Raw genomic sequence first — 25582 nt, 5'->3', positions numbered from 1 at the left:
TACGACGACGATCCCGCCGAGGACGTTCGGTCCGAGCAGGTTCCACAGGAGACCGGCGCCGACGACGGTCGAGGGCCACGCCGGGCGCGTCGCCGCGCGTCATCGACCCATCTCCAGGGTGACCGGTGCGAGGTCGGTGAACATCTCGGGGCGGTGGGTGGCGACGACGACGACCGATCCGGCGTCGCACGCGGCGCCGACGAGGCGGGCGACCCACGCGCACCCGTCGTGGTCGAGTCCGGTTTCGGGCTCGTCGAGCACGACGAGCGCCGTTCCGGGCAGCATCGTCGCGCAGAGATCGAACCGTGCCCGCTGGCCTGTGGAGAGCGCGTGAGGGAAACGGTCGGCGAGGTGGTCGATCCCGGCGGTGACCAGCAGGTCGTCGCCGATGTGGGCCGCGAGTCCCCGCGTCGCGCAGAGCAGTTCGAGGTGCTCAGCCACGGTCAGCTCGGGGAACACGGCGTCGTCGCCGAGATGGGCGGCGACGAGTCCGCGGAAGTGAGGGTCGGTCTCGTCGGCGGTGATGCCGCTGACGCTGATGGTGCCGCCGTCGACGGGTCGCAGGCCTGCAATGCATCGCAGCAAGGTCGATTTGCCGCTGCCGTTGGGGCCGGTCACCGCCAGGACGGTCCCGGGCTCGGTGGTCAGGGTGAGGTCGGAGACGAGGGACAGGTCGTCGATCGCGAGATCGACATGGTCGAGGGACAACATGGGTGCACTCCGGAGGAGACGACGGCGAACGCCGTCGGGGTGGGCGAGGGCGCGGGGTGCGACGGCCTCGCCGAGAAGTTCAGACCGTCGCGGGGGCGGCACCCGGGGCGCGGGTGCGGCGGACGGTCTCGACGGCGCGGAGTGCGATGGCAGGCGGAGGTGGGGCGGTGCCGACAGGGCGCGGGCGCGGTGGCGTCGGGGCGGGGCGATAGACGAGGACGCGGAAACGCACCGCCATCGCGGCCCGCGTCGGCGAGTGGCCGAGCGCGGTCACCCCGGCGGCGACCGCGACGGTCACGAGCACCGCAGATGGAGACACGTGGCTCGCGAGCAGGATCGCCGACCACCACGAGAGGGTCACGAGGAGCGCCGACGCCATGCCGTCGGCGCGCAGGAGCGACACGACGTCGGGGTGTGGTGTCCGACTCATTCACACCTCCTCGCGTCGGGACTGCGTCTTTGCTGCTGGTAAGCATCCTGACATGACCCGAGCCGATTCCGCCGCGCAGACGATTGGCGACGACCCCCTCACCGTCTTCGGTGTCGGCGGCGAACCACCCACGGCGCCGGCGACCCGGATGCGTCAGCGCCTCGGCGGGGCTCTCGCCGACCACCGCGGACGCATCGACATCGCCTCCTGGGCCGTCCTCGTCGACTCCGCCGCCGGCGCGCCCTTCGTCGCCCAGACGCCGTCGGATCAGGGGGTGGTGCAGGCGAGTCTCGCGTTCGCCACCACCGGTGTGGAGGTCGCACCGGACGGTGTTCTCACCGCGGTCGCGACGTTGCGGCACGACGCGGGCGCCTTCGGGCTGACCACCATCGATGTGACCGCCGGCGGGGATCTCGTCGCCACCGTCCTCGCGCGCAGCGCGCGTACGGGACGGGTGTTCGACGCCGCACTGCTCGACCGGCTCACCGGCGCGTCCGGCGCCGCGCGCGGCTGGCCCGTGCCGGCATCGCTCCCGTCCGACGCCCCGGCACCCCCGGCCATCGATCCCGTGCTGACCGGCGAACAGATCGTCGCGGCCATCGTTAACGGCAGGATGGGTGCCGGTCCGATCGCCGACCTGCTCGGCGTCACGCCGACATCGGGTGGCGCACGGTTCCGGCCCGAGCCCTGGATGGCCAACGCGCTGGGGTCGATGCACGGGGGAGTGGTCGCCGCTGCAGTGGCACAGGCCTGTTCGTGGGCCGGCCAGTCGCGGACCGGAGCGGGTCAGGAGTACCGCCTCGCCGACCTGTCCGTCGACTTCTTCCGCTCGCCACCTGTCGACGTCGACGAGCTGACCATCGCGACCCGCTTCGTGCGCGTAGGACGCCGGGTCGTCTCGATCGCCGCCGAGCTGCGCGACCCCGATGACACCCTGCTCGTCCAGGCCTCCGCCGCCGTCCACCTCACCTAGACCCTCCGGCCCCGCCCACCACCGCCCAGCGACACCCCGTCGAGTGGGCGTTTCCGGACGTCGAGTGGGCGTTTCCGGACGTCGAGTGGGCGTTTCCGGACGTCGAGTGGGCGTTTCCGGACGTCGAGTGGGCGTTTCCGGACTCGAGTGGGCGGTCGCAAGCGCGCCGACGAAGGAACCGCCCAACCGACGTCGGTAACCGCCCAACCGACGTCGGTAACCGCCCAACCGACGTCTGGAACCGCCCAACCGACGGGTGATCAGGGCGTGCAGTGGGAATAAAACAAGCAAGCATGCTTGCTTTTTTGATCGGCGGATGGTGTGGTCGAGCCATGACGGTTCTGCGCGCGCTCGTCGACGACATGACCGCCGAGGGCGCAGCGCTCGACGACCTCGTCGCCGGCCTCGACGACACCGGATGGCAGACGCCCACGCCTGCGGAGGGCTGGACCATCGCCGATCAGATCGGCCACCTCGCCTGGACCGACCACGTCGCGACGGTTTCCGCGACAGACCCCGATCGTTTCGCCGTCGTCCTCGCCGAGGGTGCGGCGGACCCCGCCAACTTCATCGACGACGCCGCCCGCGAGATGGCGGCGCACCCCGACCTGCTCGATCGGTGGCGCCGCACCCGCTCCGAGCTGGCGGAGGCGTTGCTCGCCGTCCCCGACGGCACCAAACTCGCGTGGTTCGGCCCGTCGATGTCGCCCGCGTCGATGGCGACGGCTCGGATCATGGAGATGTGGGCGCACGGGCAGGACGTCGCCGACGCCCTCGGCGTCACCGTCGAGCCCACCGATCGCCTCAAGGCCGTCGCACACATCGGCGCACGCACCCGCGACTTCGCCTACGTCCTGCGCGGCAGGACACCGCCTGCCACTCCGTTCCGCATCGAGCTGACCGCCCCCTCGGGGGAGTCGTGGACGTGGGGGCCGGAGGACGCGACCGACCGCGTCACGGGCAGCGCACTCGACTTCTGTCTGCTGGTCACCCAGCGCCGGGCACCAGAGGACCTGGGGCTCACGGTCGTGGGCGACGACGCCGCCGAATGGGTCCGTATCGCACAGTGTTTCGCCGGCGCACCCGGGCCCGGACGGGCACCCCGGGGCGAGCAGGCGGCGACCCGATGAGCGCCCCGTCCGTCGTCCGCATCGGCAACGCGTCGGGCTTCTACGGCGACCGTTTCGCCGCGGTCCGCGAGATGCTGGAGGGCGGCGAGCTCGACTTCCTCACCGGCGACTACCTCGCCGAGCTGACCATGCTCATCCTGGGCCGCGACAAGATGAAGCACCCCGACCGCGGCTACCCGTCCACGTTCCTCCGCCAGATGCGCGAGAACCTCGCGCTCGCCCACGAGCGCGGCGTGCGGATCGTGACCAACGCCGGCGGCCTCAACCCGTCCGGTCTCGCCGACCAGATCCGTTCCGTGGCAGCGGAGCTCGGGCTCGAGATCCGTGTCGCCCATGTCGACGGCGACGACCTCGTCGGCCGCGCCGCCGAGCTCGGCCTCGGCTCACCGCTGACCGCGAACGCCTACCTCGGCGGGTTCGGCATCGCCGCGGCCCTCGACGCCGGCGCCGACGTCGTCGTGACCGGTCGGGTCACCGACGCATCGCTCGTCGTGGGCCCCGCAGCCCACCACTTCGGCTGGCAGCCCACCGATCTCGACCCCCTCGCGGGGGCGGTCGCGGCCGGCCACGTCATCGAGTGCGGCACCCAGGCGACCGGTGGCAACTACGCTTTCTTCGGCGAGATCGCCGACCTCACGCACCCCGGTTTCCCCCTCGCGGAGGTCGCGGCCGACGGCTCGTCGGTGATCACGAAGCACGCCGGCACCGGAGGTGCGGTCACCGTCGGCACCGTGACCGCACAGCTGCTCTACGAGATCACCGGACCGCGGTACCTCGGCCCCGATGTCACCACCCGCATGGACTCGATCCACCTCGAGCAGGTCGACGTCGACCGCGTCCGGATGAGCGGGGTGCGCGGCGAGCGCCCCCCGACCACTACGAAGGTGTCGCTGAACTTCCTCGCCGGGTTCCGCAACGAGGTGACGATGATCCTCACCGGCCTCGACATCGAGGACAAGGCGGCGCTGGCCCGCGAGCAGTTCGAGTCGTCCCTGCCGACGAAGCCGGACTCGGTCACGTGGGAGCTCAGCCGCCTCGATCGGCCGGATGCACCCACCGAGGCGCAGGCCAGCGCACTGCTGAGGGTGGTCGGCCGCAGCACCGATCCCGAGGCCGTCGGACGCGGGTTCTCGGCCGCCGCAGTCGAACTCGCGCTCGCCAGCTACCCCGGCTTCAGTCTCACGGCGCCCCCGACCGCCGGCGCCCCGTTCGGTGTCTACGAGCCGGGGTACGTCGACGCCGACCTCGTCCAACACCGGGTCACCCTGCCCGACGGGACGGTCGCCACGATCCCGCCGAGCCCGGTCCGCGGCAGCCTCGACCCCCTCGACCCGGGGCCCGCGACAGGCCCGGGTGACCGGGGCCCGACGACCCGCGCTCCGCTCGGCACGATCGCCGGTGCCCGCAGCGGCGACAAGGGCGGCAGCGCCAACATCGGCGTCTGGGTCCGCGACGAGGAGCAGTTCGCCTGGCTGGACGAGACGCTCACCGTCGACGCGCTGCGCGAACTCCTCCCGGAGACCACCGATCTGACGGTCACACGCCACCGCCTGCCGAACCTGCTCGCGGTGAACTTCGTCATCGAGGGCATCCTCGGGCGCGGCGTAGCCGACAACGTCCGCTTCGACCCGCAGGCCAAGGGACTCGGGGAGTGGCTTCGCTCCCGGGTCGTCGACATCCCCGTCTCGTTCATGACACACACAGGAACCGAGGACCGCGCATGACCCTGGCCACCGCCACCTGGGAGACCGACGAGCGACGCGAACTGCGCTCGACCGTCACCGGTTTCGTCGAGCGGCACATCCTGCCCTACCAGGACTCCTGGGAGGCCGACGGACTGATCCCGCGGGAGGTCCACAAGGAGGCCGCCGCCCTGGGTCTGCTGGGCATCGGGTTCGACGAGGCCGTCGGCGGCAGCGGCGGAGACCTCGTCGACGCGACCATCGTCGGCGAGGCGCTGCACGAGGCCGGCGCAGCCGGCGGCATCTACGCCTCACTGTTCACGCACGGGATCGCGCTGCCGCATCTCGCGATGGCAGCCGACCCCGAACAGATCGAGCGGTGGGTCCGTCCGACCCTGGCCGGCGAGAAGATCGGCAGTCTCGCGATCACCGAACCGGGCGGCGGGAGCGACGTCGGCCACCTGCGCACCACCGCGGTCCGCGACGGCGACCACTACGTCGTCAACGGCTCGAAGACCTACATCACCTCCGCGGTCCGCGCCGACTTCGTCGTCGCCGCCGTCCGGACCGGTGGGCCCGGCGCCGGCGGGGTGTCACTGCTGGTGATCCCCACGGACACGCCCGGTTTCGCGGTCACGCGCAAGCTCGACAAGATGGGGTGGCGCTGTTCGGACACGGCCGAACTCGGGTTCACCGACGTCCGTGTTCCGGTGGAGAACATCGTGGGCGCCGAGAACTCCGGGTTCGCCCAGATCGCGCTCGGCTTCGTCACCGAGCGGGCCGGTCTCGCGACACAGGCCTACGCGAGCGCCCAGCGCTGCCTCGACCTGACCCTGGCATGGGTGCGCGAGCGCGAGACGTTCGGCAAGCCGCTCATCGCCCGACAGTCCGTGCAGGACACCGTGACCGAGATGGCGCGAAAGGTCGACGTGGCGCGCACCTACACCCGCGCGGTCGTCGAACGGCGCGTCCGTACCGGCGACGACCTGATCGCCGAGGTCTGCTTCGCCAAGAACACCGCCGTCGAGGCCGGCGAGTGGGTCGCCAACGCCGCGGTGCAGCTGTTCGGGGGACTGGGCTACATGACCGGCACCGAGGTCGAGCGGCAGTACCGGGACATGCGCATCCTCGGGATCGGCGGCGGCACCACCGAGATCCTCACCGGTCTCGCCGCCAAGCGGCTGGGGTACCAGGCATGACGGCGCTGCGGTCCACCGTCGACGCCGCCGACCCGGCGTTCGTCGACAACGCGTCGACGATGACCGAGAAGCTCGCGGGCCTGGAGGCCGAGTTCGCGAAGGCCCTGGCCGGCGGCGGCGAGAAATACGTCGAGCGCCATCACAAGCGCGGCAAGCTCCTCGCCCGCGAGCGCATCGAGCTCCTCATCGACCGCGACACCGCATTTCTCGAGCTGTGTCCGCTCGCCGCGTACGGATCCGACTTCGCCGTCGGCGCCTCGATGGTCGTCGGCATCGGTGTCGTGTCGGGCGTCGAGTGCATGATCGTCGCCAACGACCCCACCGTCCGCGGCGGGACGTCGAACCCGTGGACCCTGCGCAAAGGATTCCGCGCCAACGAGATCGCGATGGCCAACCGCCTGCCGTGCATCTCGCTGGTCGAGTCGGGCGGCGCCGACCTGCCCACGCAGAAGGACGTCTTCATCCCCGGCGGACGCATGTTCCGCGACATCACCCAGCTCTCGGCGGCAGGCATCCCGACGATCGCGCTCGTGTTCGGCAACTCCACCGCCGGCGGCGCCTACGTCCCCGGCATGAGCGATCACACCGTGATGATCGAGAACCAGTCGAAGGTGTTCCTCGGCGGTCCGCCGCTGGTGAAGATGGCCACCGGCGAGGACAGCGATGACGAATCCCTCGGCGGCGCAGCGATGCACGCACGGCAGAGCGGCCTCGCCGACTACTACGCCCGGGACGAACAGGACGCCATCCGCATCGGGCGACGCATCGTCGCACGGCTGAACTGGCGCAAGCAGGGGCCCGGTCCGGCCGCCCCGGTCCTCGAACCGCGCTACGACCCCGAGGAACTGCTGGGCATCGTCCCCGGTGACCTGAAGATCCCGTTCGACCCCCGCGACGTCATCGCGCGCGTCGTCGACGACAGCGACTTCGACGAGTTCAAGGCCGAGTACGGCTCGTCGCTGTGCACCGGCTGGGCACGCATCCATGGGTACCCGGTCGGCATCCTCGCCAACGCGCAGGGTGTGCTGTTCAGTGCCGAGTCGCAGAAGGCGACCCAGTTCATCCAGCTCGCGAACCGGTCGAACACGCCACTGCTGTTCCTGCACAACACCACCGGCTACATGGTCGGCAAGGAGTACGAGCAGGGCGGCATCGTCAAGCACGGCTCGATGATGATCAACGCCGTCTCGAACTCGACGGTGCCGCACATCTCGGTCCTCGTCGGCGCGAGCTACGGTGCCGGGCACTACGGCATGTGCGGACGCGCGTTCGATCCCCGGTTCCTCTTCGCATGGCCCAGCGCGAAATCCGCGGTGATGGGTGCCCAGCAGCTGTCGGGCGTCATCGCGATGGTGTCGCGGTCGGCGACCGAGGCGCGCGGTGGAACCGTCGACGCCGAGGCCGAAGCCGGGATGCGAGCGATGATCGAGGCGCAGATCGAGGAACAGTCGTTGCCGGCGTTCCTGTCGGGGATGCTCTACGACGACGGTGTCATCGACCCCCGGGACACCCGCACGATACTCGGGATCGCGCTGTCGGCCATCGATTCCGCACCGGTCGAGGGGACGTCGAACTTCGGCGTCTTCCGGATGTGAGGGGAGAGCAGTGATCACATCCGTGCTGGTGGCCAACCGCGGCGAGATCGCCCGCCGGGTCTTCGCCACCTGTTCACGACTGGGCCTGTCGACGGTCGCGGTCTTCTCCGACCCCGACGCCGGGGCCCCGCATGTCGCCGAGGCCGATCGGGCCGTGCGCCTGCCGGGAAGGACCTCGGCCGAGACCTACCTCGACGTCGACGCGATCATCGCCGCGGCGCGTGCTGCCGGCGCCGACGCCGTCCACCCCGGGTACGGGTTCCTCTCGGAGAACGCAGCATTCGCGCAGGCGGTCGTCGACGCCGGTCTCACATGGATCGGACCACCGCCGGCGGCGATCACCGCGATGGGGTCGAAGGTGAACGCGAAGGCGATCATGGCGTCCTCGGACGTGCCGATCCTGGGCGACCTCGACCCGACGTCGATCGAAGCCTCCGACCTGCCGGTGCTCGTGAAGGCGTCGGCCGGTGGCGGCGGCCGTGGCATGCGCATCGTCCGCGACATCGCGCGCCTCGGCGAGGAGGTCGAGGGCGCGGCGCGCGAGGCGGCGTCGGCGTTCGGTGACCCGACGGTGTTCTGCGAGCCCTACGTCGAACGTGGACACCACATCGAGGTGCAGGTTCTCGCCGACACGCACGGCACGGTGTGGGCGGTCGGGGAGCGCGAGTGCTCCATCCAGCGGCGCCACCAGAAGATCGTCGAGGAGGCCCCGGCACCGCTCGTCGAACGCATCGGCGGCGACCTGCGCGAACGGCTTTACGCCGCAGCACGGTCGGCGGCCTCGGCCATCGACTACGTCGGTGCCGGGACCGTCGAGTTCCTCGCCGACGGCGCGGGCCGGTTCTACTTCCTCGAGATGAACACCCGCCTGCAGGTGGAGCACCCGGTCACCGAGGCCACCACCGGCCTCGATCTCGTCGAGTGGCAGCTGCGCATCGCCGACGGCGAGCCACTCGACGCCGAACCCCCGTCGACGCAGGGTCATTCGATCGAGGTGAGGCTGTACGCCGAGGATCCCGCGGCGGACTGGGCCCCGCAGTCGGGGACGGTGCACCACGTGCACATCCCGGCCGACGTGCGGTTCACGGGTCTCGACCGTCCCGGTGTCCGCGTCGACTCCGGCATCGCCGACGGCAGCGAGATCTCGGTCTTCTACGACCCGATGCTGGCCAAGGTCATCACGTGGGCACCCACCCGTCGGCGTGCCGCAGCCATGCTCGCCGACACCCTGGTGCGGTCGCAGGTGCACGGCCCGGGCACGAACCGCGATCTCCTGGTCCACATCCTGCGTGACGCGACCTTCCTGACCGGCGACACCGACACCGGGTACCTCGATCAGGTCGGCCTCGACGTCCTCGCACGACCGCTGCTCGACGACGACGCGGCGCGCAGGGCGGTCGTCGCGGCGGCACTGGCGGCGTCGGCACGGGAACGCTCGACGGCGTCGGTGCAGGCCGGCGTCCCGGCCGGGTGGCGGAACCTGGCGTCGGCACCGCAGAGCCGGTCCTTCGTCACCGCAGACGGCGACGAGGTGACGGTGCGCTACCGCGCGACGCGGTCGGGTGTCGACCTCCCCGACGACCCGAGGACGGCGGTGGTCTCGGCTGCCGGGGATCTCGTCGTCCTCGAGGTCGACGGGGTGCGTCTCCCGCACCGCGTGGCGGCGTATCCCGACGCGGACGGCATCGCGACCCTCCACGTCGACACCCCGGCCGGGTCGCTGACGGTCACCGAGGCGCCGCGTTTCGTCGACCCGACCGCGGTCGGCGCGCCGGGGTCGCTGTTGGCCCCCATGCCGGGGGCGGTGGTCCGCGTGGCGGTCGCCGTCGGCGACCGCGTCGTCCAGGGACAGCCCCTGCTGTGGCTGGAGGCCATGAAGATGGAACACACGGTGCACGCCCCGGCCGACGGCGTCGTGACCGAGCTCGCAGTGTCGGCCGGACACCAACTCGCGGTGGGTGATGTACTCGCCGTGATCAGCGAAGAGGAAGTGACCGCATGACCGCGACATCCGAGCGTCCCACCGAGACCCCGGCCAACCCGTTCCTGGAGACCCCCGAGCGCGCCGCACTGCGTGCGTCGGTGGCCGCGCTGGCCACCCGGTACGGGCAGGACTACTTCCAGAAGTGCGCCCGCGAGGGCCGCAAGACCGACGAGCTGTGGGCCGAGGCCGGCCGACTCGGCTTCCTGGGTGTCAACCTGCCCGAGGAGTACGGCGGCGGCGGCGCGGGCATGTACGAGCTGGCGATCGTCATGGAGGAGCTCGCGGCGTCGGGCACAGGGCTGCTCATGATGGTCGTGTCGCCGGCGATCTGCGGCAACATCATCGCCCGTTTCGGCACCGAGGAACAGCGGCAGCGCTGGCTGCCCGGCCTCGCCGACGGCACCATCACGATGGCGTTCGGCATCACCGAGCCCGAGGCCGGCTCGAACTCGCACCAGATCACCACGACCGCCCGCCGTGACGGCGACGAGTGGCTGCTCACCGGCCGCAAGGTGTGGATCTCCGGCGTCGACCAGGCCGAGGCGGTGCTCATCGTCGCCCGCACCGAGGACGCCAAGACGGGCAAGCTGAAGCCCGCGCTGTTCATCGTCCCGACCGACGCGCCGAACTTCGAGTTCCGGCAGATCGAGATGGAACTGATCAACCCCGAGAAGCAGTTCCAGCTCTTCCTCGACGACGTGCGGCTGCCGTCGGACGCCCTCGTCGGGTCGGAGGACGCGGCGCTCAGCCAGCTGTTCGCCGGCCTCAACCCCGAGCGGATCATGGCGGCGGCGTCGGCGATCGGCATGGCACGCTTCGCCTTGAGCAAGGCCGTCGACTACGTGACCACCCGGACGGTGTGGAAGACGCCGATCGGCGCGCACCAGGCGATCGCACACCCGTTGGCCCAGGGCAAGATCGAGCTCGAGATGGCCAAGCTGATGATGCAGAAGGCCGCCTCGTTCTACGACGCCGGTGACGACTGGGGTGCGGCGGAACCGGCCAACATGGCGAAGTACGCCGCCGCCGAGGCGTGCGTGAAGATCGTCGACCAGGCCGTGCAGTCCATGGGCGGCAACGGATTGTCGACCGAGTACGGCATCGCGCCGCTGCTGAACCTGTGCCGCATCGCGCGCGTCGCGCCGGTCAGCCGCGAGATGGTGCTCAACTTCGTCGCGCAGACCAGCCTGGGTCTGCCGAAGTCGTACTGAGTCCCGTGACCGAGCCCGCCGACGTCGTCGTCACCCGGTCCGACTCCGGGGGCGTCGCGACCATCACGCTGGACTCGCCCTCGAACCGGAATGCCTTGTCACCGGCGCTGACCGGTCAACTACGGGAGCACCTCGCCGCGGTCGACAAGGACCCGTCGGTGCGGTCGGTGGTGCTGACCCACGCCGGCGGCACGTTCTGCGCCGGAGCCGACCTGTCGGCGGCGATGGCGTCGGGCCTGTCACCGGAGGAGGCGTCGGCGGCGGGGACCGAGGCGATGACCGCGATCCTGCGCGCCGTCATCACGTCGTCGAAGCCCGTCATCGCGAGCATCGACGGGCACGTCCGGGCCGGCGGTCTGGGCATCGTGGGTGCCTGCGACATCGTGGTCGTGGGACCGTCGACGACGTTCGCGCTCACCGAGGCCCGACTCGGTCTCGCGCCGTCGATGATCTCGTTGACGCTGCTGCCGAAGATGGACTCCCGCGCGGCGAGCCGGTACTTCCTCACCGGCGAGAGGTTCGGGCCCGCCGAGGCACAGGCGATCGGGTTGGTGACCGTGGCCGTCGACGACGCCGACGAGGTGCGAACCGTCGTCTCGGAGCTGACCGCGAACATCGCGAAGGCGTCGCCGCAGGGTCTGCGGGAGTCGAAGAAGGTCGTCAACACGCTCACCACCGAGCTGTTCGAGCGTCTCGCCGATCAGCGCCGCGACGAGTCCGCCGCGCTGTTCGCCTCCGACGAGGCGCGCGAGGGCATGACGGCGTTCCTGCAGCGCCGGGATCCGTCGTGGGTCTCCGGATCAGGGGTGTCCGGGGTGACGGGGTGACCGTCGCCGGGGCGCGCGAGCCGCAGCAGAGTCGGTCGCGGGCGACGCGCAAGCGATTGCTCGACGCGACGATCGACATGCTCGCCGCCGAGGGGTGGTCGGCGACGACCGTCGCGCTCGTCGCCGAGCGTGCCGGGGTGTCGAGAGGTGCTGCGCAGCATCACTTCCCGACGCGGGAGAGTCTCATCACCGCGGCCCTCGAGGCCACCTTCGACGAACTCACCGCCCGGGCCTCCGCCGTCGACGACACGATCCCCGACGGGCCCGGACGCGTCGAGGCCGTCGTCTCGCGGGCCGTCGACGTCTACACCGGTCTGCATTTCAAGGCCGCACTGCAGGTGTGGAGCGCGGCGGCGTCGGATCCCGTTCTGCGGGAGATGATCCTGCCGCTCGAGCAGCGCTTCGGCTCCGCGGCGCATCGGATGACGGTGGAGTCGCTCGCAGGTCCGGCAGCGCCGCCGCACGTGCATCGTCTCGTCCAGGCGACGCTCGACATGGCGCGCGGACTCGGCCTCGCCGACACGTTGTCCGACGACTCCGCCCGCCGCAAGCAGGTCGTCGCCACCTGGTCCGAGGTGCTCGCCGCCGCCCTTCGCTGACCCCGGGTCGACGTCGCCGAGCGTGCACCAGATCTCCTCGACCGTGCAGTCGATCTCCTCGACCGTGCAGAGGTGCACGTTCGGCGGGATCTGGTGCCCGTTCGGCGAGATCTGGTGCACGCTCGGGGAAGTCACCGAGCGCGTCCGAAGGGCGTTCGGGGTCTCGCGCGGCGGGTTGCTGTCAGACGAGGCCGGTGGCGTCGAAGATCCAGGAGGTGTCGGCGGTGCCGAGTTCCTCGAGCCACGTGGGCGGGGCGGTGTTCGCGAGACCGCCGAAGTCCCAGTAGTCCTTCCACAGCGTCACCTTGCCGTCACGGACGCGGTGCACCGAGACGAACGGCAGCTCGGCGGTCTCACCGGTCGCCCACTCCCACGACTCGGAGTGTTCGTACATGACGACCTCGCCGTCGGAGACCAGCGTCCCCGGGTGGTTCCGATAGGCCGCCAACGGCGCGATGCCCACCTTCAGTCGCTTCACGATGTCGACCGGGCCGCGGGCGGCCAGTGCCGGACCGACGGGCATGTCGACGTAGATGCAGTCGTCGGCGAGATGTGTCGCGAGACGGTCCCAGTCGCGGTCGGACAGGGCAGCCCACAACCCGGTGACCGCATCGTGCTCAGACGGCACCGACGACCGCCCGCGTCGTGCCCGCGGCACGCGTCCGCTGTCCGGCCCGCAGGAAGTGCCCGGTCCGCTCGGTGCCGACGACGTCGGTCGGCACGCCGTCGCGGACCACCGCCGTCCCGCCGACGAGGACCGCGTCGACGGCCTCGTCGTTGCGGTTGACCATGCGCGGCAGTCCGCCGAACGCCGCGACGGGGCTCTCGTGGTACTCCTCGAGCCGGTCGTCGAGGGCGGCCGGGTTCACGACGACGAGATCGGCGCGGTCGCCGACGCGCAGGTGTCCCGCGTCGATGTCGTAGAAGTCGGCGAGTTCGCCGGTGAGGCGGTGCACAGCCTGCTCGACCGTCAGGAACTCGCGGCCGGCTCGTCGCTCGTCGCGCACGTGCCGCAACAGTCGCAGCCCGAAGTTGTAGAAGGCCATGTTGCGCAGGTGGGCGCCGGCGTCGGAGAAGCCCATCTGGATGCCCGGCTCGCGGGCCATCTGCCGGAGCACCTCCGGCCGGTGGTTCGAGATGGTGGTGCGCCAGCGCAGATCTCGGCCGTGCTCGACGACGAGGTCGAGGAAGGCGTCGACCGGGTGCAGTCCGCCGCGCTCGCGGCCCACCTCGCCGAAGGACTTCCCCACGACGGTCTCGTCGGGGCAGGCGACGATCTGCGCGTCGAAGAGATCGCGATGCCACACCCGGGGCCCGTACTTCTTCTCGTAGTCGGTGCGGAAGCGGCGCCGGTACTGCTCGTCGCGGATCAGGGAGTCACGCGCGACGTCGTCGCGGAGATGCAGAGCCGCTGCGCCGGCGCCGAACTCCTCGAAGATGACCAGGTCGATCCCGTCGGCGTAGACCTCGAACGGCACGGGCAGGTGCTGCCAGCGGAAGTCGCCGCCGAACCGGTTCACGAACCCGGCGAGCGGGCCCATGATGCGCACGGCCTGCGGGTTGGCCTTGATGTCGGCGGCCGAGAGCAGGCTGGTCTTCAGCCGCGGGCGCCCGATGCCCAACGACTGCAGCGCCTGCGACAGCACGTTCAGGGGGTGGGTGATGTCCGGACCCGACTGCAGGACCCGTCCGGTGCGCCGCACCAGGTCCTTCAGGCGTCGCAGCTCGCGCGGTCGCGCATAGGTCGACGGCAGGGTGCGCGACCGACAGGTCTCGCCGTCGAGCTTGTCGAACAGCAATTGCTGCGACGACAGCCCGACGAACCCGGCGTCGAGCGCGTCGGCGAGCCACCGCTCCATCTGCGCGAGCTCGGCCCGCGTGGGCCGGGTGTCGGATCGGGTGGCGCGGTCCAGACCCATCGCCGCGGCCCGCATGTCCGAGTGTCCGAGGAACGCGGCGATGTTCGGCCCGAGCGGCCGCGATTCGAGGGCGTGGATGTACTGCTCGCAGCACCGCCAGGACTTGTTGCGGTCCACTGCGGCGATCACGTGGTCACGAGGGATCGCCTCGACGCGTCCGAAGAGGTCACCGGCGTCGGTGCCACCGACGTGCACCGTCGACAGCGAGCACGACCCGAGGAGCACCGTCGTCACGCCGTGGCGCAGTGACTCCGACAGTCCCGGCGCGTCGAGTACCTCGATGTCGTAGTGGGTGTGGATGTCGACCATCCCCGGGATGACCCAGCGTCCCCGGGCGTCGATCACCTGGGGGCAGTCGGTGGCGTCGAGTGGACTCTCGCTGACATCCGACACCACGCCGTCACGGATGCCGAGATCACGCACGGAAGGAGCGGCGCCGGTGCCGTCGAACCACAGCCCACCGCGGACGATTGTGTCGTAGCTCACATGACCACGGGACCACCCGGCGATCGCGATGTCAAGACGTCTGTCTGGACACGTGTCTCACTCTGCGTCGACGGTCACCTTGTCCGGGTAGAAGGCGACGTGGCCGCGGATCTGCCCGACGGCGGGGAACGGGTCGGTGTAGGTCCACACCGCATCGGTCATCGTGTCCTCACCGACGGCGAGGTCGAAGTAAGACGCCTCACCCTTGTACGGGCAGTACGTCGTCGTCTCCGACGTCCGCAACACCGCGGGGTCGACGTGGCCGAGCGGCACGTACTGGACGGCGTCGTACCCGGCTTCGCGGAGCGTCACCGCGCTGTCGCTCTCGGCGATGACGGTGTCACCGACGCGGACGGTGACGTGGCCGGCGGTCGGCTCCACCGTGATGGGGTGGTCGGGTCCGGGGACGAGGTGTTCACGCTGCATGACGTCACGAACGCCACGCGTCGCCGCGACGTTCCCGTCAGCGGAGTGCGTCGACGATCGCGGTCTCCACCGGTGACCTCGGATGCGCCAGGTCGAACTGATCGCGCAGCATGATCCCGGGCTGGCTCATGAACCGGGGCCGACCGCGGTGATTCACCTGCGCGGCGTGAACCAGGAACGGGTGGCAGAGGAACACGTCGCCCGCCGCGCCGGTCGCGAGCACCTCCGTGCGATCGGGTGATCCGAGGACGCCCGCGCGGTCCATCTTCGCGCACACCGTGAACATGTCGACACCGTCGTCGCCGTAGGGCTCCAGGAACCGCGGGACGTCGGCGTGCGACCCGACCCGGATGCGGGTCGGCGCGTCGTGCTCGTCGACGTCGGAGACGAGGAACAGGGCGAGCAGTCCGCGGTCTCGCGACGACACCGACACCCGATACTCGGAACCGTCGGGCGCGGGGTAACTCGCGTCGATGTGCCAGCCGGTGTCGTGCGACTCGCGACCGGCCGGGAACCGCACGGGCACCGTGCCCAGTTCGACCCGCTGGACCCAGCGACCGGGTCCGATCAGGGCGTCGTAGGCCGCGACGAGTGCCGACGACGCGGCCGCCCGCGCGAACACGGGCGTCATCGGGCTGTCGACCCAGCGGACCGGCTCGGTCCACGTCGTCGGGTCATCGGGTGACTCGGGGATGGCGTCCCAGAGCTCGGCGCGGCACTCGTCGATCGTCGCGCGGTCGACGGCTCCGCGGAGGACGACGAACCCGTCGCGGACGAAGGTCTCGATGTCGGTGTCGCAGAGGGTCATCGACGAACAGTGTCGTCGCGGGGCCGCGCCCTGGCCAGCGAATATCGCTTCAGCCCACCGCGGCGACGATGCCCGGGAGATCGGGCGAGACATCCGCGGGCGACGGCATCGCGGCGATCTCCGCGGCGACGTCGGCACACGCCGAGCGAACGGCTCCGTCGGGCACCATGAGTCGGTCGACGGTGCCGGAGATCGTCGCGGCGGTGACGTCCGCGGGCAGCACCTGCTCGCCCAGGCCCCGGGTGACGACCGCCTCGGCGTTGCGGAACTGGTCGGCTCCCTGGGGGACGACGAGGTGCGGGACACCCGCGGCGCAGGTCCCGAGCGTCGTGCCGGCACCCCCGTGGTGGACGACGAGTGCGGCGCGGGCGACGACGGCGGCCTGCGGTACCCAGGTGGCGACCTCGACGAGGTCGGAGTACCCCCGCAGCGATGCCTCGTCGATCGTGGGGCCGGCGGCGACGAGGACGCGTCGGTCGCCGGTGTCGACCGCGCGCACGATCGTGTCGAGCACTGTCGCGCTGCCGAACTCGGTTCCGAGCGTCACGTAGACGAGGGGCAGCGACGGGTCGGTGTCGACGATCCGTGGGAGCGGCCCGCCCGCGGTCGCCGACACCGGGCGCAGTGGTCGGTAGCCGGGCAGGTCGAGCACCTCGGGGTCCTGCATCGACGGGGGATACACGTCGAGGTGCGGGAGTCCACCGGCGACGTACCCGAACGTGAGCCCCCGACCGATGCCGTGCCGGACGCAGGGGACACCGGCATCCTCGGCGGCCTGCATGGCGCCGATGCACCCCGCCTCGGCGACGACGAGATCGGGGCGGTCTCCGTCGATCACGGCGAGCAGGTCTCGGCGGTACGCGTCGGGGAGGATCTCGCCAAAGGCCCGCGCGATCGTCGACTCGATGCCGGGGATGCGGGCGCGGTCGGGAGGGGCGACGTCGGCCAGGCCCAGCTGCGCGAAGGCGTCGCGGATGGGGATGCCCGCGGCGACGGCGGTCAGACCCGCCGCGGCGAGCGTCGGTTCCATCGCCTCGGTGCTCGCGAACAGGACGTCGTGGCCGGCGTCCGCGGTCGCGCGGGCGAGTGGGACGAGCGGGAGGGTGTGCCCGTAGGACCCCAGGGACGAGAACAGCACACGCATGACAAAAGGTTAGCCGGACTAAGCGGCATGGGGCCTCAGTCGGGGACGTACCCCGGTCGCGCCAGCAGCTCGCGCAACCCGGCGTCGATGAAGTCGGTGTCGACGGGGTTCGCCCCACCACCGGCGAAGTGCCCCCAGTTGCCGGGGATCACCCGCACCTCACCGTGCTCGATGTACTGGCTCGCCCAACGCTCGTCCTCGGGCGGGAAGTACAGGTCCTTCTCGGCCGGCATCGCGAGGAGCGGACAGCGGATCGACGCCAGGGCCTTCGTCACGTCGCCGTCGAAACCGGGGGTGGCACCCACGTTCCCGGCGTGCCAGGTACGCAGCATCGCGATCAGGTTGTTCGGGTCCCGTCCGTCGCGGAAGAAGTTCTCCCAGAACCCGACCAGGAAGTCGTCTAGCGAGGTGAACCCCAGCTCCCTCCAGGTCTCGTTCCAGTAGAACGCCTGCGAGTAGCCCCAGCCCGAGTAGACCCGCGCGAAGGCACGGAGCCCCTTCACAGGCCATCTGTCCGGCGCGTAGTCGCCCTCGGAGAACACCGCGTCCGCGGTGAGCGCGGCGACGAGAGATTCCAGGAACACCTTGTTGTGCGGGGCGGTGATGCTGGAGCCGCAGAACGGGGCGGCACGCTGCACCATCTCAGGGTGGCTGACCGCCCACTGGTAGGTCTGCCCGGCCCCCATCGACCATCCCGTGACGAGGGAGATCGACGAGACCCCGAACTTCTCGGTGACCAGTCGGTACTGGGCCTCGACCTGGTCGTGGAAGGTGATCGTCGGGAACCGCGGGCCGTCGTGGGGGGACGGCGTGTTCGACGGCGAACTGGAGAGCCCGTTGCCGAGCATGTTCGGGATGATGACGAAGCGCTCGGCCGGGTCCAGCGCTCGTCCGGGCCCGATGAGCCACTCGTTGTCGGAGTGCCAGCCGGAGTACCAGGTGGGGTAGACGACGACGTTCGACCTGTCGTCGGCGAGGGTGCCGAACGTCTTGTACGCCAACCTGGCCCCGCGCAGCGTGATCCCGCTCTGCAGCGTGATGTCGCCCAGGTCGAAGTACTCGGCATCGGTGGGTGCGGGCATCGGCACGCCTCTCGTTCGCGGTGCCGGGAGCCTATCCGCCGGAGAGGGATCCGGCGCGGTCTCGCGCCGACGCGCGGGCCTCCCGCACCCCCATCGCGGTCACGGTGATCGCGATGACCGCGAGGCCGGTCCACTGCGACCACGTGAGGCTGGTGCCCAGCAGCAGCGCGCCGACGACGGCCGCGGTCGCGGGGAAGGCCAGTTCGGCCAGCGTCGCCCGGGACGCGGGGGTGGACTGCAGGGCCCGGTAGTAGAGCGTCAGCGCGAGCAGGCCCGGGATGAGGGCGAGCAGCACCAGGCCGACGGCGTCGCCCCATGTCGGGAGCACGGGTGCGCCGGTCACCCCGACGACGCCGAACGCCCCGACGGTGCCGAACGCGAGCCGCAGGGTGGTGAGGTCCCGCGGGCTCACCGACGGCGACACCAACCGCCCGAGCACCGTGCCCGCTGCCCAGAGCGCGGCGGCGCCGAGCGCGAGCAGTGCCGGTTCGAGCTCGGACACCCGTAGGTGGGTGGGGTCGGCGAAGGCGAGCAACCACGCGCCGGCGAGCGCGGGGATCACGTACAGCCCGAACCGCGGCCGGAGGCGTTCGCCGAGGACGAGCACCGCCAACGCGATGGCCAGCACCGGCTGCAGTTTCTGCAGGACCAGCGGGGTGATGAAGTCGCCGCGCTCCCCGGCGATCGCGAACGCCCGGGTGAACAACGCCGTCGCGACGGCCGAGGCACCGACTCCGATGACGACGACCGCGGCCTTGTCGCGCAGGCCGAGGCGGAGGAACGCGCGGACCGCCGCGGGGAGGAACGGCGCCAGCACCACGATCGGGATGATGTGCTCCCACAGCACGACGGTGCCGGCGGCAAGGTCGGTGGCGAGCGGTTTGCGGAGCAGGCCGTCGAGGCCCCACAGCGCCGCGGAGACCGCGACCAACCAGGTCGCGTCGCGCCGACCGCGCGGGGTGGACGACCGGTCGGGGCGGGTGACGACGACGGTCTCGCTCACGGGGATCCCTCGGGTTCTCTCATCGGTCTGGGGCGTACGACGTGACAGCGCTGTCCGCAGGGGAACACGCAGGACGGTCCGGACGTTCCACTGCCGTCGGACCTCACCGAGAGCAGCGTCGTCAAGGATTTTGACCGCATGAAATGCGGTCGGTAGAGTCGAGCGCTGGTGTCCGGCCCAGGCCGGGCAAGTCCGCGTGCCCGCAATCGTCCACGGAGACCCTCCGAGGGCGGGAGTGTGCCCCGGACTGAGGTGACATCCGGTCGCGGGCAAGCATGACACGCCCGACAACGGGGTGAGCAAACAACGACTGACCAGCGCTTTCGGGCCTGGTGGGGCGATCTGTGGAGTCACGTGCCGACGACGTCGGTCGCGACTGCCCGGAGCACCAACCACAGAGAACGACGAACATCGCCGACACAGAGGATGAATTTTCAGTGCCAACCATCAACCAGCTGGTCCGCAAGGGCCGTCACGACAAGGCTGCCAAGCAGAAGACGGCAGCCCTGAAGGGCAGCCCGCAGCGCCGCGGGGTCTGCACCCGCGTCTACACGACGACGCCGAAGAAGCCGAACTCCGCGCTGCGCAAGGTCGCGCGCGTGCGTCTGACCAGCTCGGTCGAGGTCACCGCGTACATCCCGGGTGAGGGCCACAACCTCCAGGAGCACTCGATGGTGCTCGTGCGCGGCGGTCGTGTGAAGGACCTCCCCGGTGTCCGCTACAAGGTCATCCGTGGCTCGCTCGACACCCAGGGCGTCAAGAACCGCAAGCAGGCGCGTAGCCGGTACGGCGCGAAGAAGGAGAAGGGCTGATGCCACGTAAGGGACCCGCTCCGAAGCGTCCGCTGATCAACGACCCGGTCTACGGGTCGCCGCTGGTGACCCAGCTGGTCAACAAGATCCTGCTCGACGGCAAGAAGTCGACCGCCGAGCGCATCGTCTACCAGGCCCTCGAGCAGGCCCGGGACAAGACCGGCACCGACCCGGTCATCACCCTCAAGCGCGCGCTCGACAACGTGCGCCCCGCGCTCGAGGTCAAGAGCCGCCGCGTCGGCGGCGCCACCTACCAGGTGCCCGTCGAGGTCAAGCCGAACCGCGCCAACACCCTGGCGCTGCGCTGGCTCGTGACCTTCAGCCGCCAGCGTCGTGAGAAGACGATGGTCGAGCGCCTGGCCAACGAACTGCTCGACGCGAGCAACGGCCTGGGCGCCGCCGTGAAGCGTCGGGAGGACACCCACAAGATGGCCGAGGCCAACCGGGCGTTCGCGCACTACCGCTGGTGACGACGTCGGTCCGCGGACGGACGACGTAGTCCGCCCGCGGACCACACACCACACACCCTCAACGCGAAAGAGCGAGGAAAAGACGTGGCACAGGACGTGCTGACCGACCTGAACAAGGTCCGCAACATCGGCATCATGGCCCACATCGATGCCGGCAAGACCACGACGACCGAGCGCATCCTCTTCTACACCGGCATCTCCTACAAGATCGGTGAGGTCCACGACGGCGCGGCCACGATGGACTGGATGGAGCAGGAGCAGGAGCGTGGCATCACGATCACCTCCGCCGCCACCACGTGCTTCTGGAACGACAACCAGATCAACATCATCGACACCCCGGGCCACGTCGACTTCACCGTCGAGGTGGAGCGGTCGCTGCGCGTCCTCGACGGCGCGGTCGCGGTGTTCGACGGCAAGGAGGGCGTCGAGCCCCAGTCCGAGCAGGTGTGGCGTCAGGCCGACAAGTACGACGTGCCGCGTATCTGCTTCGTCAACAAGATGGACAAGCTCGGTGCGGACTTCTACTTCACCGTGCAGACCATCAAGGACCGCCTCGGCGCCAAGCCGCTGGTGATCCAGCTGCCGATCGGTGCCGAGAACGACTTCGAGGGCATCGTCGACCTGGTCGAGATGAAGGCCAAGGTCTGGTCCGGTGAGACCAAGCTGGGCGAGAAGTACGACGTGCAGGAGATCCCGGCGGATCTGGCCGAGCGCGCCGAGCAGTACCGCCAAGAGCTGCTCGAGACCGTCGCCGAGTCCGACGAGGAGCTGCTCGAGAAGTTCTTCGGTGGCGAGGAGCTCACGATCGAGGAGATCAAGGGCGCCATCCGCAAGATGACGGTCGCCTCCGAGATCTACCCGGTGCTCTGTGGCTCGGCGTTCAAGAACAAGGGCGTGCAGCCCATGCTCGACGCCGTCATCGACTACCTGCCGTCCCCGCTGGACGTCGAGTCGGTGCAGGGCCACGCGGTCGGCGACGAGGAGAAGATCCTCACCCGTCGTCCGTCGGCCGACGAGCCGTTCGCGGCGCTGGCGTTCAAGATCGCCTCGCACCCCTTCTTCGGCAAGCTGACCTACGTCCGCGTCTACTCGGGCAAGGTCGACTCCGGTGCCCAGGTCATCAACTCGACCAAGGGCAAGAAGGAGCGTCTGGGCAAGCTCTTCCAGATGCACTCGAACAAGGAGAACGCGGTCCCGACCGCGTCCGCCGGACACATCTACGCCGTGATCGGACTGAAGGACACCACCACCGGTGACACCCTGTGCGATCCGCAGGATCAGGTGATCCTGGAGTCGATGACGTTCCCGGACCCGGTCATCCAGGTCTCCATCGAGCCGAAGACCAAGTCGGACCAGGAGAAGCTGGGCACCGCGATCCAGAAGCTCGCCGAAGAGGACCCGACCTTCTCGGTCAAGCTCGACGAGGACACCGGCCAGACCGTCATCGGCGGCATGGGCGAGCTCCACCTCGACATCCTCGTGGACCGCATGAAGCGCGAGTTCAAGGTCGAGGCCAACGTCGGCAAGCCGCAGGTGGCCTACCGCGAGACGATCCGCAAGACCGTCGAGAAGCACGAGTTCACCCACAAGAAGCAGACGGGTGGCTCCGGCCAGTTCGCGAAGGTCATCGTCAAGCTCGAGCCGCTCACCGACGCCGAGGACGGCGCCACCTACGAGTTCGCCAACGAGGTCACCGGTGGTCGCGTCCCGCGCGAGTACATCCCGTCGGTCGACGCCGGTGCGCAGGACGCCATGCAGTACGGCGTGCTCGCCGGCTATCCGCTGGTGAACCTCAAGCTGACGCTGCTCGACGGTGCGTACCACGACGTCGACTCGTCGGAGATGGCGTTCAAGATCGCCGGTTCGCAGGCGCTGAAGGAGGCCGCGAAGATGGCGGGCCCCGTCATCCTCGAGCCCCTCATGGCCGTCGAGGTCATCACGCCCGAGGACTACATGGGCGACGTGATCGGCGACCTCAACTCCCGCCGTGGCCAGATCCAGGCCATGGAGGAGCGCAGCGGTGCCCGTGTCGTGAAGGCACTGGTCCCGCTGTCGGAGATGTTCGGCTACATCGGAGACCTCCGGTCGAAGACCCAGGGCCGAGCGAACTACTCCATGGTGTTCGACTCGTACGCCGAGGTTCCGGCGAACGTGTCGAAGGAGATCATCGCCAAGGCAACGGGCGAGTAATCACCGCTGCCGGGGCGCGATCCCTCGCACCACGGCGACAACGTAAGAGAGAAAATTCCAGTCCCTCACCGGGATCCCCCCGGTGAGAGCAACAGTCCAGGAGGACACACAAGTGGGCAAGGCGAAGTTCGAGCGGACCAAGCCGCACGTGAACATCGGCACCATCGGTCACGTCGACCACGGCAAGACCACGCTGACCGCGGCGATCACCAAGGTTCTGCACGACAAGTACCCGGACCTCAACCAGAGCTTTGCGTTCGACCAGATCGACAAGGCGCCTGAGGAGAAGGCCCGCGGCATCACGATCAACATCTCGCACGTCGAGTACCAGACCGACAAGCGTCACTACGCTCACGTCGACGCCCCCGGTCACGCGGACTACATCAAGAACATGATCACCGGTGCCGCCCAGATGGACGGCGCGATCCTGGTGGTCGCCGCGACCGACGGCCCGATGCCGCAGACCCGTGAGCACGTGCTGCTCGCCCGCCAGGTCGGCGTGCCCTACATCCTGGTCGCGCTGAACAAGGCCGACATGGTCGACGACGAGGAGATCATCGAGCTCGTCGAGATGGAGGTCCGCGAGCTGCTGGCCGCCCAGGACTTCGACGAGGACGCGCCGGTCGTCAAGGTCTCCGCTCTCAAGGCCCTCGAGGGTGACGAGAAGTGGGCCGAGTCGATCGCCGAGCTCATGGCCGCCGTCGACGAGTCGGTACCGGACCCGGTCCGCGAGACCGACAAGCCGTTCCTGATGCCCGTCGAGGACGTCTTCACCATCACCGGTCGTGGCACCGTCGTCACCGGTCGTGTGGAGCGCGGCGAGATCAACGTGAACGAGGACGTGGAGATCGTCGGCATCCGCGAGAAGTCGACCAAGACCACCGTCACCGGTATCGAGATGTTCCACAAGCTGCTCGACTCGGCGCAGGCGGGCGACAACGCCGGTCTGCTGCTGCGCGGCCTCAAGCGTGAGGACGTCGAGCGCGGTCAGGTCATCGTCAAGCCGGGCACCACGACCCCGCACACCGAGTTCGAGGGCCAGGCGTACATCCTGTCGAAGGACGAGGGTGGTCGTCACACCCCGTTCTTCAACAACTACCGTCCGCAGTTCTACTTCCGCACCACGGACGTGACCGGCGTCGTGACCCTCCCCGAGGGCACCGAGATGGTCATGCCGGGCGACAACACCGAGATGAGCGTCAAGCTCATCCAGCCGGTCGCCATGGACGAGGGCCTGCGCTTCGCGATCCGCGAGGGTGGCCGCACCGTCGGTGCCGGCCGCGTCACCAAGATCAACAAGTGACACGCGCCCGCTCATAGAGCGCGGGGCACATCACCGAGAACGCCCGATCCCCATCAGGGGGTCGGGCGTTTTTCGTGTGCTCGTCCGGCTGTTGGGAGCCGATGGGGCGAGACGAGGGGCCAGGCACGCGCTATCCGATCGGACAGTCTTCGTCGGCGGAGCCGACAGTTGGCGACCAGACACCGATGTGGCGACGGTCACGGACCCTAGCGTTCGTCTGGTCATCCGCGGAACCCCGCGGCCCGTCGTCACAAAGGACAAGACATGCAGGTCGACGAGCTCCTCAAGCCGTTCCCCATCAAGGAGTTCCATCCCTTCCCGCGCGCCATGATGGGTCCGGGTGCCCACGAGATGATCGGCCCCGAGGCCCTGAAGCTGGGGTTCAAGAAAACCCTGGTGATGACCTCCGGTCTGCGCGGGACGGACACCGTCCACAAGATCGTCGAGTCCATGCGGTACCACGGTCTCGAGGTGGTGGTCTACGACAAGGTCGAGTCGAACCCCAAGGACTACAACGTCATGGACGCGGTGGCCATGTACACCGAGGCGAAGTGCGACAGCTTCGTGTCCATCGGGGGCGGGTCGAGCCACGACGCGTGCAAGGGTGCGCGGATCGCCGTCGCGCACGACGGACGCAACGTCAACGAGTTCGAGGGCTTCAACAAGAGCGAGAACCCGAAGAACCCGCCCCACATCGCCGTGTCCACCACCGCTGGAACGGGTTCGGAGACGTCGTGGGCCTACGTCATCACCGACACCACGACAGACCCCGACAACCCGCACAAGTACGTCGCCTTCGACGACGCGAGCGTGACCACGCTGGCGATCGACGATCCGGTGCTCTACTACACCTGTCCCACCGACTACACCGCGCAGTGCGGGTTCGACGTGCTGGCCCACGCGAGCGAGCCCTACGTCTCGCGACTGGACTTCGAGCCGTCCAAGGGAAACGCGTTGCACGCCATCAAGATGACGGCCGACAACCTGCGTGCGGCCACCTGGAACGGTGAGGACCTGGCCGGGCGCGAGGGAATGATGTACGCCCAGTACATCGCCGCGCAGGCGTTCAACTCCGGTGGGCTGGGCATCATCCACTCCATCAGCCACGCGGTCAGTGCGTTCTACGACACCCACCACGGCCTGAACAACGCGATCGCCCTCCCGCGCGTGTGGGCCTTCAACATGACCGCCGACTATCGCAAGTTCGCCGACATCGCCGTCGCCATGGGCATCGACACCCACGGCATGTCCGACCAGCGCGCGTCGCATGCCGCGCTGGAGGCGGCGATCCAGCTGCTGCGCGACGTGGGCATCCCCGAGCGGTTCGTCGACGTGCACGCCGACAGCTACAGCAAGAACCGGCTCGGCACGGGTCCGACGAAGTACTACGAGAACGCGAAGACGATCACCGGCGACGACAAGGACGTCGCGCGCATCACGAATCACGTTCTCGGCGACGCCTGCACGCCCGGCAATCTCAAGGAGTGCACGTTCGAGACCGTCTACCCGGTGGTGGAGCACGCGATGACCGGCGACCTCGACGACCTGATCGGCTGACCACCTCATGATCCCGGCGTCCCGCCCGACGGGCGGGACGC

23 protein-coding genes are annotated in these 25582 nt (G+C 69.7%); 14 read left to right on the top strand and 9 right to left on the bottom strand.

Annotation, left to right across the window (positions count from 1 at the left end; translation table 11 throughout):
* Nucleotides 1–99: 99 nt before the first annotated feature.
* Nucleotides 100–711, bottom strand: a complete 612-nt coding sequence (locus tag LX12_RS13360; RefSeq protein ID WP_253655030.1) for an ABC transporter ATP-binding protein — start codon at nt 709–711, stop codon at nt 100–102.
* Nucleotides 712–790: 79 nt separating this feature from the next.
* A complete protein-coding gene (locus LX12_RS13355; protein WP_253655029.1) occupies nt 791–1141 on the bottom strand; it encodes a hypothetical protein in 351 nt (116 codons plus the stop codon).
* A gap of 52 nt (nt 1142–1193) precedes the next feature.
* On the opposite strand from LX12_RS13355, the gene LX12_RS13350 reads away from it, so the two are divergent.
* The 9 genes from LX12_RS13350 (at nt 1194) to LX12_RS13310 (ending at nt 12341) form a co-directional block, all read left to right on the top strand.
* Nucleotides 1194–2114 (top strand): PaaI family thioesterase, encoded by a 921-nt coding sequence (locus LX12_RS13350; RefSeq protein ID WP_253655028.1) that lies wholly within the window; start codon nt 1194–1196, stop codon nt 2112–2114.
* A 332-nt stretch (nt 2115–2446) separates the two neighbouring features.
* On the top strand, nt 2447–3244 hold the full coding sequence (locus tag LX12_RS13345) for a TIGR03084 family metal-binding protein (protein WP_253655027.1): 798 nt from the start codon (nt 2447–2449) through the stop codon (nt 3242–3244).
* Nucleotides 3241–4968, top strand: coding sequence for an acyclic terpene utilization AtuA family protein (locus LX12_RS13340; RefSeq protein WP_253655026.1), 1728 nt, complete (start codon nt 3241–3243; stop codon nt 4966–4968). Before LX12_RS13345 ends, LX12_RS13340 begins: the two co-directional genes overlap by 4 nt.
* On the top strand, nt 4965–6125 hold the full coding sequence (locus tag LX12_RS13335; RefSeq protein ID WP_253655025.1) for an acyl-CoA dehydrogenase family protein: 1161 nt from the start codon (nt 4965–4967) through the stop codon (nt 6123–6125). The genes LX12_RS13340 and LX12_RS13335 overlap by 4 nt, the downstream gene beginning before the upstream one ends.
* On the top strand, nt 6122–7720 hold the full coding sequence (locus LX12_RS13330; protein WP_253655024.1) for an acyl-CoA carboxylase subunit beta: 1599 nt from the start codon (nt 6122–6124) through the stop codon (nt 7718–7720). The genes LX12_RS13335 and LX12_RS13330 overlap by 4 nt, the downstream gene beginning before the upstream one ends.
* A gap of 10 nt (nt 7721–7730) precedes the next feature.
* Nucleotides 7731–9722, top strand: coding sequence for an ATP-binding protein (locus tag LX12_RS13325; RefSeq protein WP_253655023.1), 1992 nt, complete (start codon nt 7731–7733; stop codon nt 9720–9722).
* Nucleotides 9719–10915, top strand: coding sequence for an acyl-CoA dehydrogenase family protein (locus LX12_RS13320; protein WP_253655022.1), 1197 nt, complete (start codon nt 9719–9721; stop codon nt 10913–10915). Before LX12_RS13325 ends, LX12_RS13320 begins: the two co-directional genes overlap by 4 nt.
* 5 nt (nt 10916–10920) lie before the next feature.
* Nucleotides 10921–11742, top strand: a complete 822-nt coding sequence (locus LX12_RS13315; protein WP_253655021.1) for an enoyl-CoA hydratase family protein — start codon at nt 10921–10923, stop codon at nt 11740–11742.
* On the top strand, nt 11739–12341 hold the full coding sequence (locus LX12_RS13310; protein ID WP_253655020.1) for a TetR/AcrR family transcriptional regulator: 603 nt from the start codon (nt 11739–11741) through the stop codon (nt 12339–12341). Before LX12_RS13315 ends, LX12_RS13310 begins: the two co-directional genes overlap by 4 nt.
* Nucleotides 12342–12522: 181 nt before the next feature.
* Here the strand turns inward: LX12_RS13310 and LX12_RS13305 are convergent, their stop codons facing one another.
* From LX12_RS13305 to LX12_RS13275, 7 genes are read right to left on the bottom strand one after another with little or no spacing between them, the layout of a single operon-like run.
* On the bottom strand, nt 12523–12969 hold the full coding sequence (locus LX12_RS13305; RefSeq protein WP_253655019.1) for a nuclear transport factor 2 family protein: 447 nt from the start codon (nt 12967–12969) through the stop codon (nt 12523–12525).
* Nucleotides 12959–14746, bottom strand: a complete 1788-nt coding sequence (locus LX12_RS13300; protein ID WP_253655018.1) for an N-acyl-D-amino-acid deacylase family protein — start codon at nt 14744–14746, stop codon at nt 12959–12961. Before LX12_RS13300 ends, LX12_RS13305 begins: the two co-directional genes overlap by 11 nt.
* Before the next feature lie 57 nt (nt 14747–14803).
* Nucleotides 14804–15172: a DUF427 domain-containing protein gene (locus LX12_RS13295; protein ID WP_253655017.1), complete on the bottom strand. Its 369-nt coding sequence runs from the start codon at nt 15170–15172 to the stop codon at nt 14804–14806.
* Nucleotides 15173–15209: 37 nt separating this feature from the next.
* Nucleotides 15210–15980 (bottom strand): phytanoyl-CoA dioxygenase family protein, encoded by a 771-nt coding sequence (locus LX12_RS13290; RefSeq protein WP_253655016.1) that lies wholly within the window; start codon nt 15978–15980, stop codon nt 15210–15212.
* 49 nt (nt 15981–16029) lie between these two features.
* Nucleotides 16030–17124, bottom strand: a complete 1095-nt coding sequence (locus tag LX12_RS13285) for a glycosyltransferase (protein WP_253655015.1) — start codon at nt 17122–17124, stop codon at nt 16030–16032.
* A gap of 35 nt (nt 17125–17159) precedes the next feature.
* Entirely contained in the window at nt 17160–18206 is a 1047-nt protein-coding gene (locus LX12_RS13280) for an alpha/beta fold hydrolase (RefSeq protein WP_253655014.1), read from the bottom strand.
* Between the two features lie 31 nt (nt 18207–18237).
* Nucleotides 18238–19209 carry a DMT family transporter gene (locus LX12_RS13275; RefSeq protein WP_253655013.1) on the bottom strand — a complete coding sequence of 324 codons (972 nt, stop codon included), beginning with the start codon at nt 19207–19209 and terminating at the stop codon, nt 18238–18240.
* Nucleotides 19210–19646: 437 nt separating this feature from the next.
* On the opposite strand from LX12_RS13275, the gene rpsL reads away from it, so the two are divergent.
* From rpsL to mdo, 5 genes are all read left to right on the top strand, one after another.
* Nucleotides 19647–20021 carry a 30S ribosomal protein S12 gene (rpsL, locus tag LX12_RS13270; protein ID WP_253655012.1) on the top strand — a complete coding sequence of 125 codons (375 nt, stop codon included), beginning with the start codon at nt 19647–19649 and terminating at the stop codon, nt 20019–20021.
* On the top strand, nt 20021–20491 hold the full coding sequence (rpsG, locus tag LX12_RS13265; protein ID WP_253655011.1) for a 30S ribosomal protein S7: 471 nt from the start codon (nt 20021–20023) through the stop codon (nt 20489–20491). Before rpsL ends, rpsG begins: the two co-directional genes overlap by 1 nt.
* Nucleotides 20492–20575: 84 nt before the next feature.
* Nucleotides 20576–22681: an elongation factor G gene (gene fusA, locus LX12_RS13260; RefSeq protein ID WP_253655010.1), complete on the top strand. Its 2106-nt coding sequence runs from the start codon at nt 20576–20578 to the stop codon at nt 22679–22681.
* Between the two features lie 112 nt (nt 22682–22793).
* Nucleotides 22794–23984 (top strand): elongation factor Tu, encoded by a 1191-nt coding sequence (tuf, locus tag LX12_RS13255; protein WP_253655009.1) that lies wholly within the window; start codon nt 22794–22796, stop codon nt 23982–23984.
* Nucleotides 23985–24248: 264 nt separating this feature from the next.
* Complete coding sequence (gene mdo / locus LX12_RS13250; RefSeq protein WP_253655008.1) at nt 24249–25541, top strand: NDMA-dependent methanol dehydrogenase; 1293 nt, start codon at nt 24249–24251, stop codon at nt 25539–25541.
* Nucleotides 25542–25582 lie beyond the last annotated feature (41 nt).

Source organism: Williamsia serinedens (genome assembly GCF_024171725.1).
Lineage (GTDB): Bacteria > Actinomycetota > Actinomycetes > Mycobacteriales > Mycobacteriaceae > Williamsia_A > Williamsia_A serinedens.
The sequence above is the reverse complement of the archived record's forward strand: the minus strand, read 5'-3'. Positions and strand labels throughout refer to the sequence as shown.

Excerpts from the sequence above, each read along its gene's own strand:
- LX12_RS13360 (WP_253655030.1), bottom strand. The coding sequence starts at position 711 with ATGTTGTCCCTCGACCATGTCGATCTCGCGATCGACGACCTGTCCCTC.
- LX12_RS13355 (WP_253655029.1), bottom strand. The coding sequence starts at position 1,141 with ATGAGTCGGACACCACACCCCGACGTCGTGTCGCTCCTGCGCGCCGAC.
- LX12_RS13350 (WP_253655028.1), top strand. The coding sequence starts at position 1,194 with ATGACCCGAGCCGATTCCGCCGCGCAGACGATTGGCGACGACCCCCTC.
- LX12_RS13345 (WP_253655027.1), top strand. The coding sequence starts at position 2,447 with ATGACGGTTCTGCGCGCGCTCGTCGACGACATGACCGCCGAGGGCGCA.
- LX12_RS13340 (WP_253655026.1), top strand. The coding sequence starts at position 3,241 with ATGAGCGCCCCGTCCGTCGTCCGCATCGGCAACGCGTCGGGCTTCTAC.
- LX12_RS13335 (WP_253655025.1), top strand. The coding sequence starts at position 4,965 with ATGACCCTGGCCACCGCCACCTGGGAGACCGACGAGCGACGCGAACTG.
- LX12_RS13330 (WP_253655024.1), top strand. The coding sequence starts at position 6,122 with ATGACGGCGCTGCGGTCCACCGTCGACGCCGCCGACCCGGCGTTCGTC.
- LX12_RS13320 (WP_253655022.1), top strand. The coding sequence starts at position 9,719 with ATGACCGCGACATCCGAGCGTCCCACCGAGACCCCGGCCAACCCGTTC.
- LX12_RS13295 (WP_253655017.1), bottom strand. The coding sequence starts at position 15,172 with ATGCAGCGTGAACACCTCGTCCCCGGACCCGACCACCCCATCACGGTG.
- LX12_RS13290 (WP_253655016.1), bottom strand. The coding sequence starts at position 15,980 with ATGACCCTCTGCGACACCGACATCGAGACCTTCGTCCGCGACGGGTTC.
- LX12_RS13285 (WP_253655015.1), bottom strand. The coding sequence starts at position 17,124 with ATGCGTGTGCTGTTCTCGTCCCTGGGGTCCTACGGGCACACCCTCCCG.
- LX12_RS13280 (WP_253655014.1), bottom strand. The coding sequence starts at position 18,206 with ATGCCCGCACCCACCGATGCCGAGTACTTCGACCTGGGCGACATCACG.
- rpsG (WP_253655011.1), top strand. The coding sequence starts at position 20,021 with ATGCCACGTAAGGGACCCGCTCCGAAGCGTCCGCTGATCAACGACCCG.
- mdo (WP_253655008.1), top strand. The coding sequence starts at position 24,249 with ATGCAGGTCGACGAGCTCCTCAAGCCGTTCCCCATCAAGGAGTTCCAT.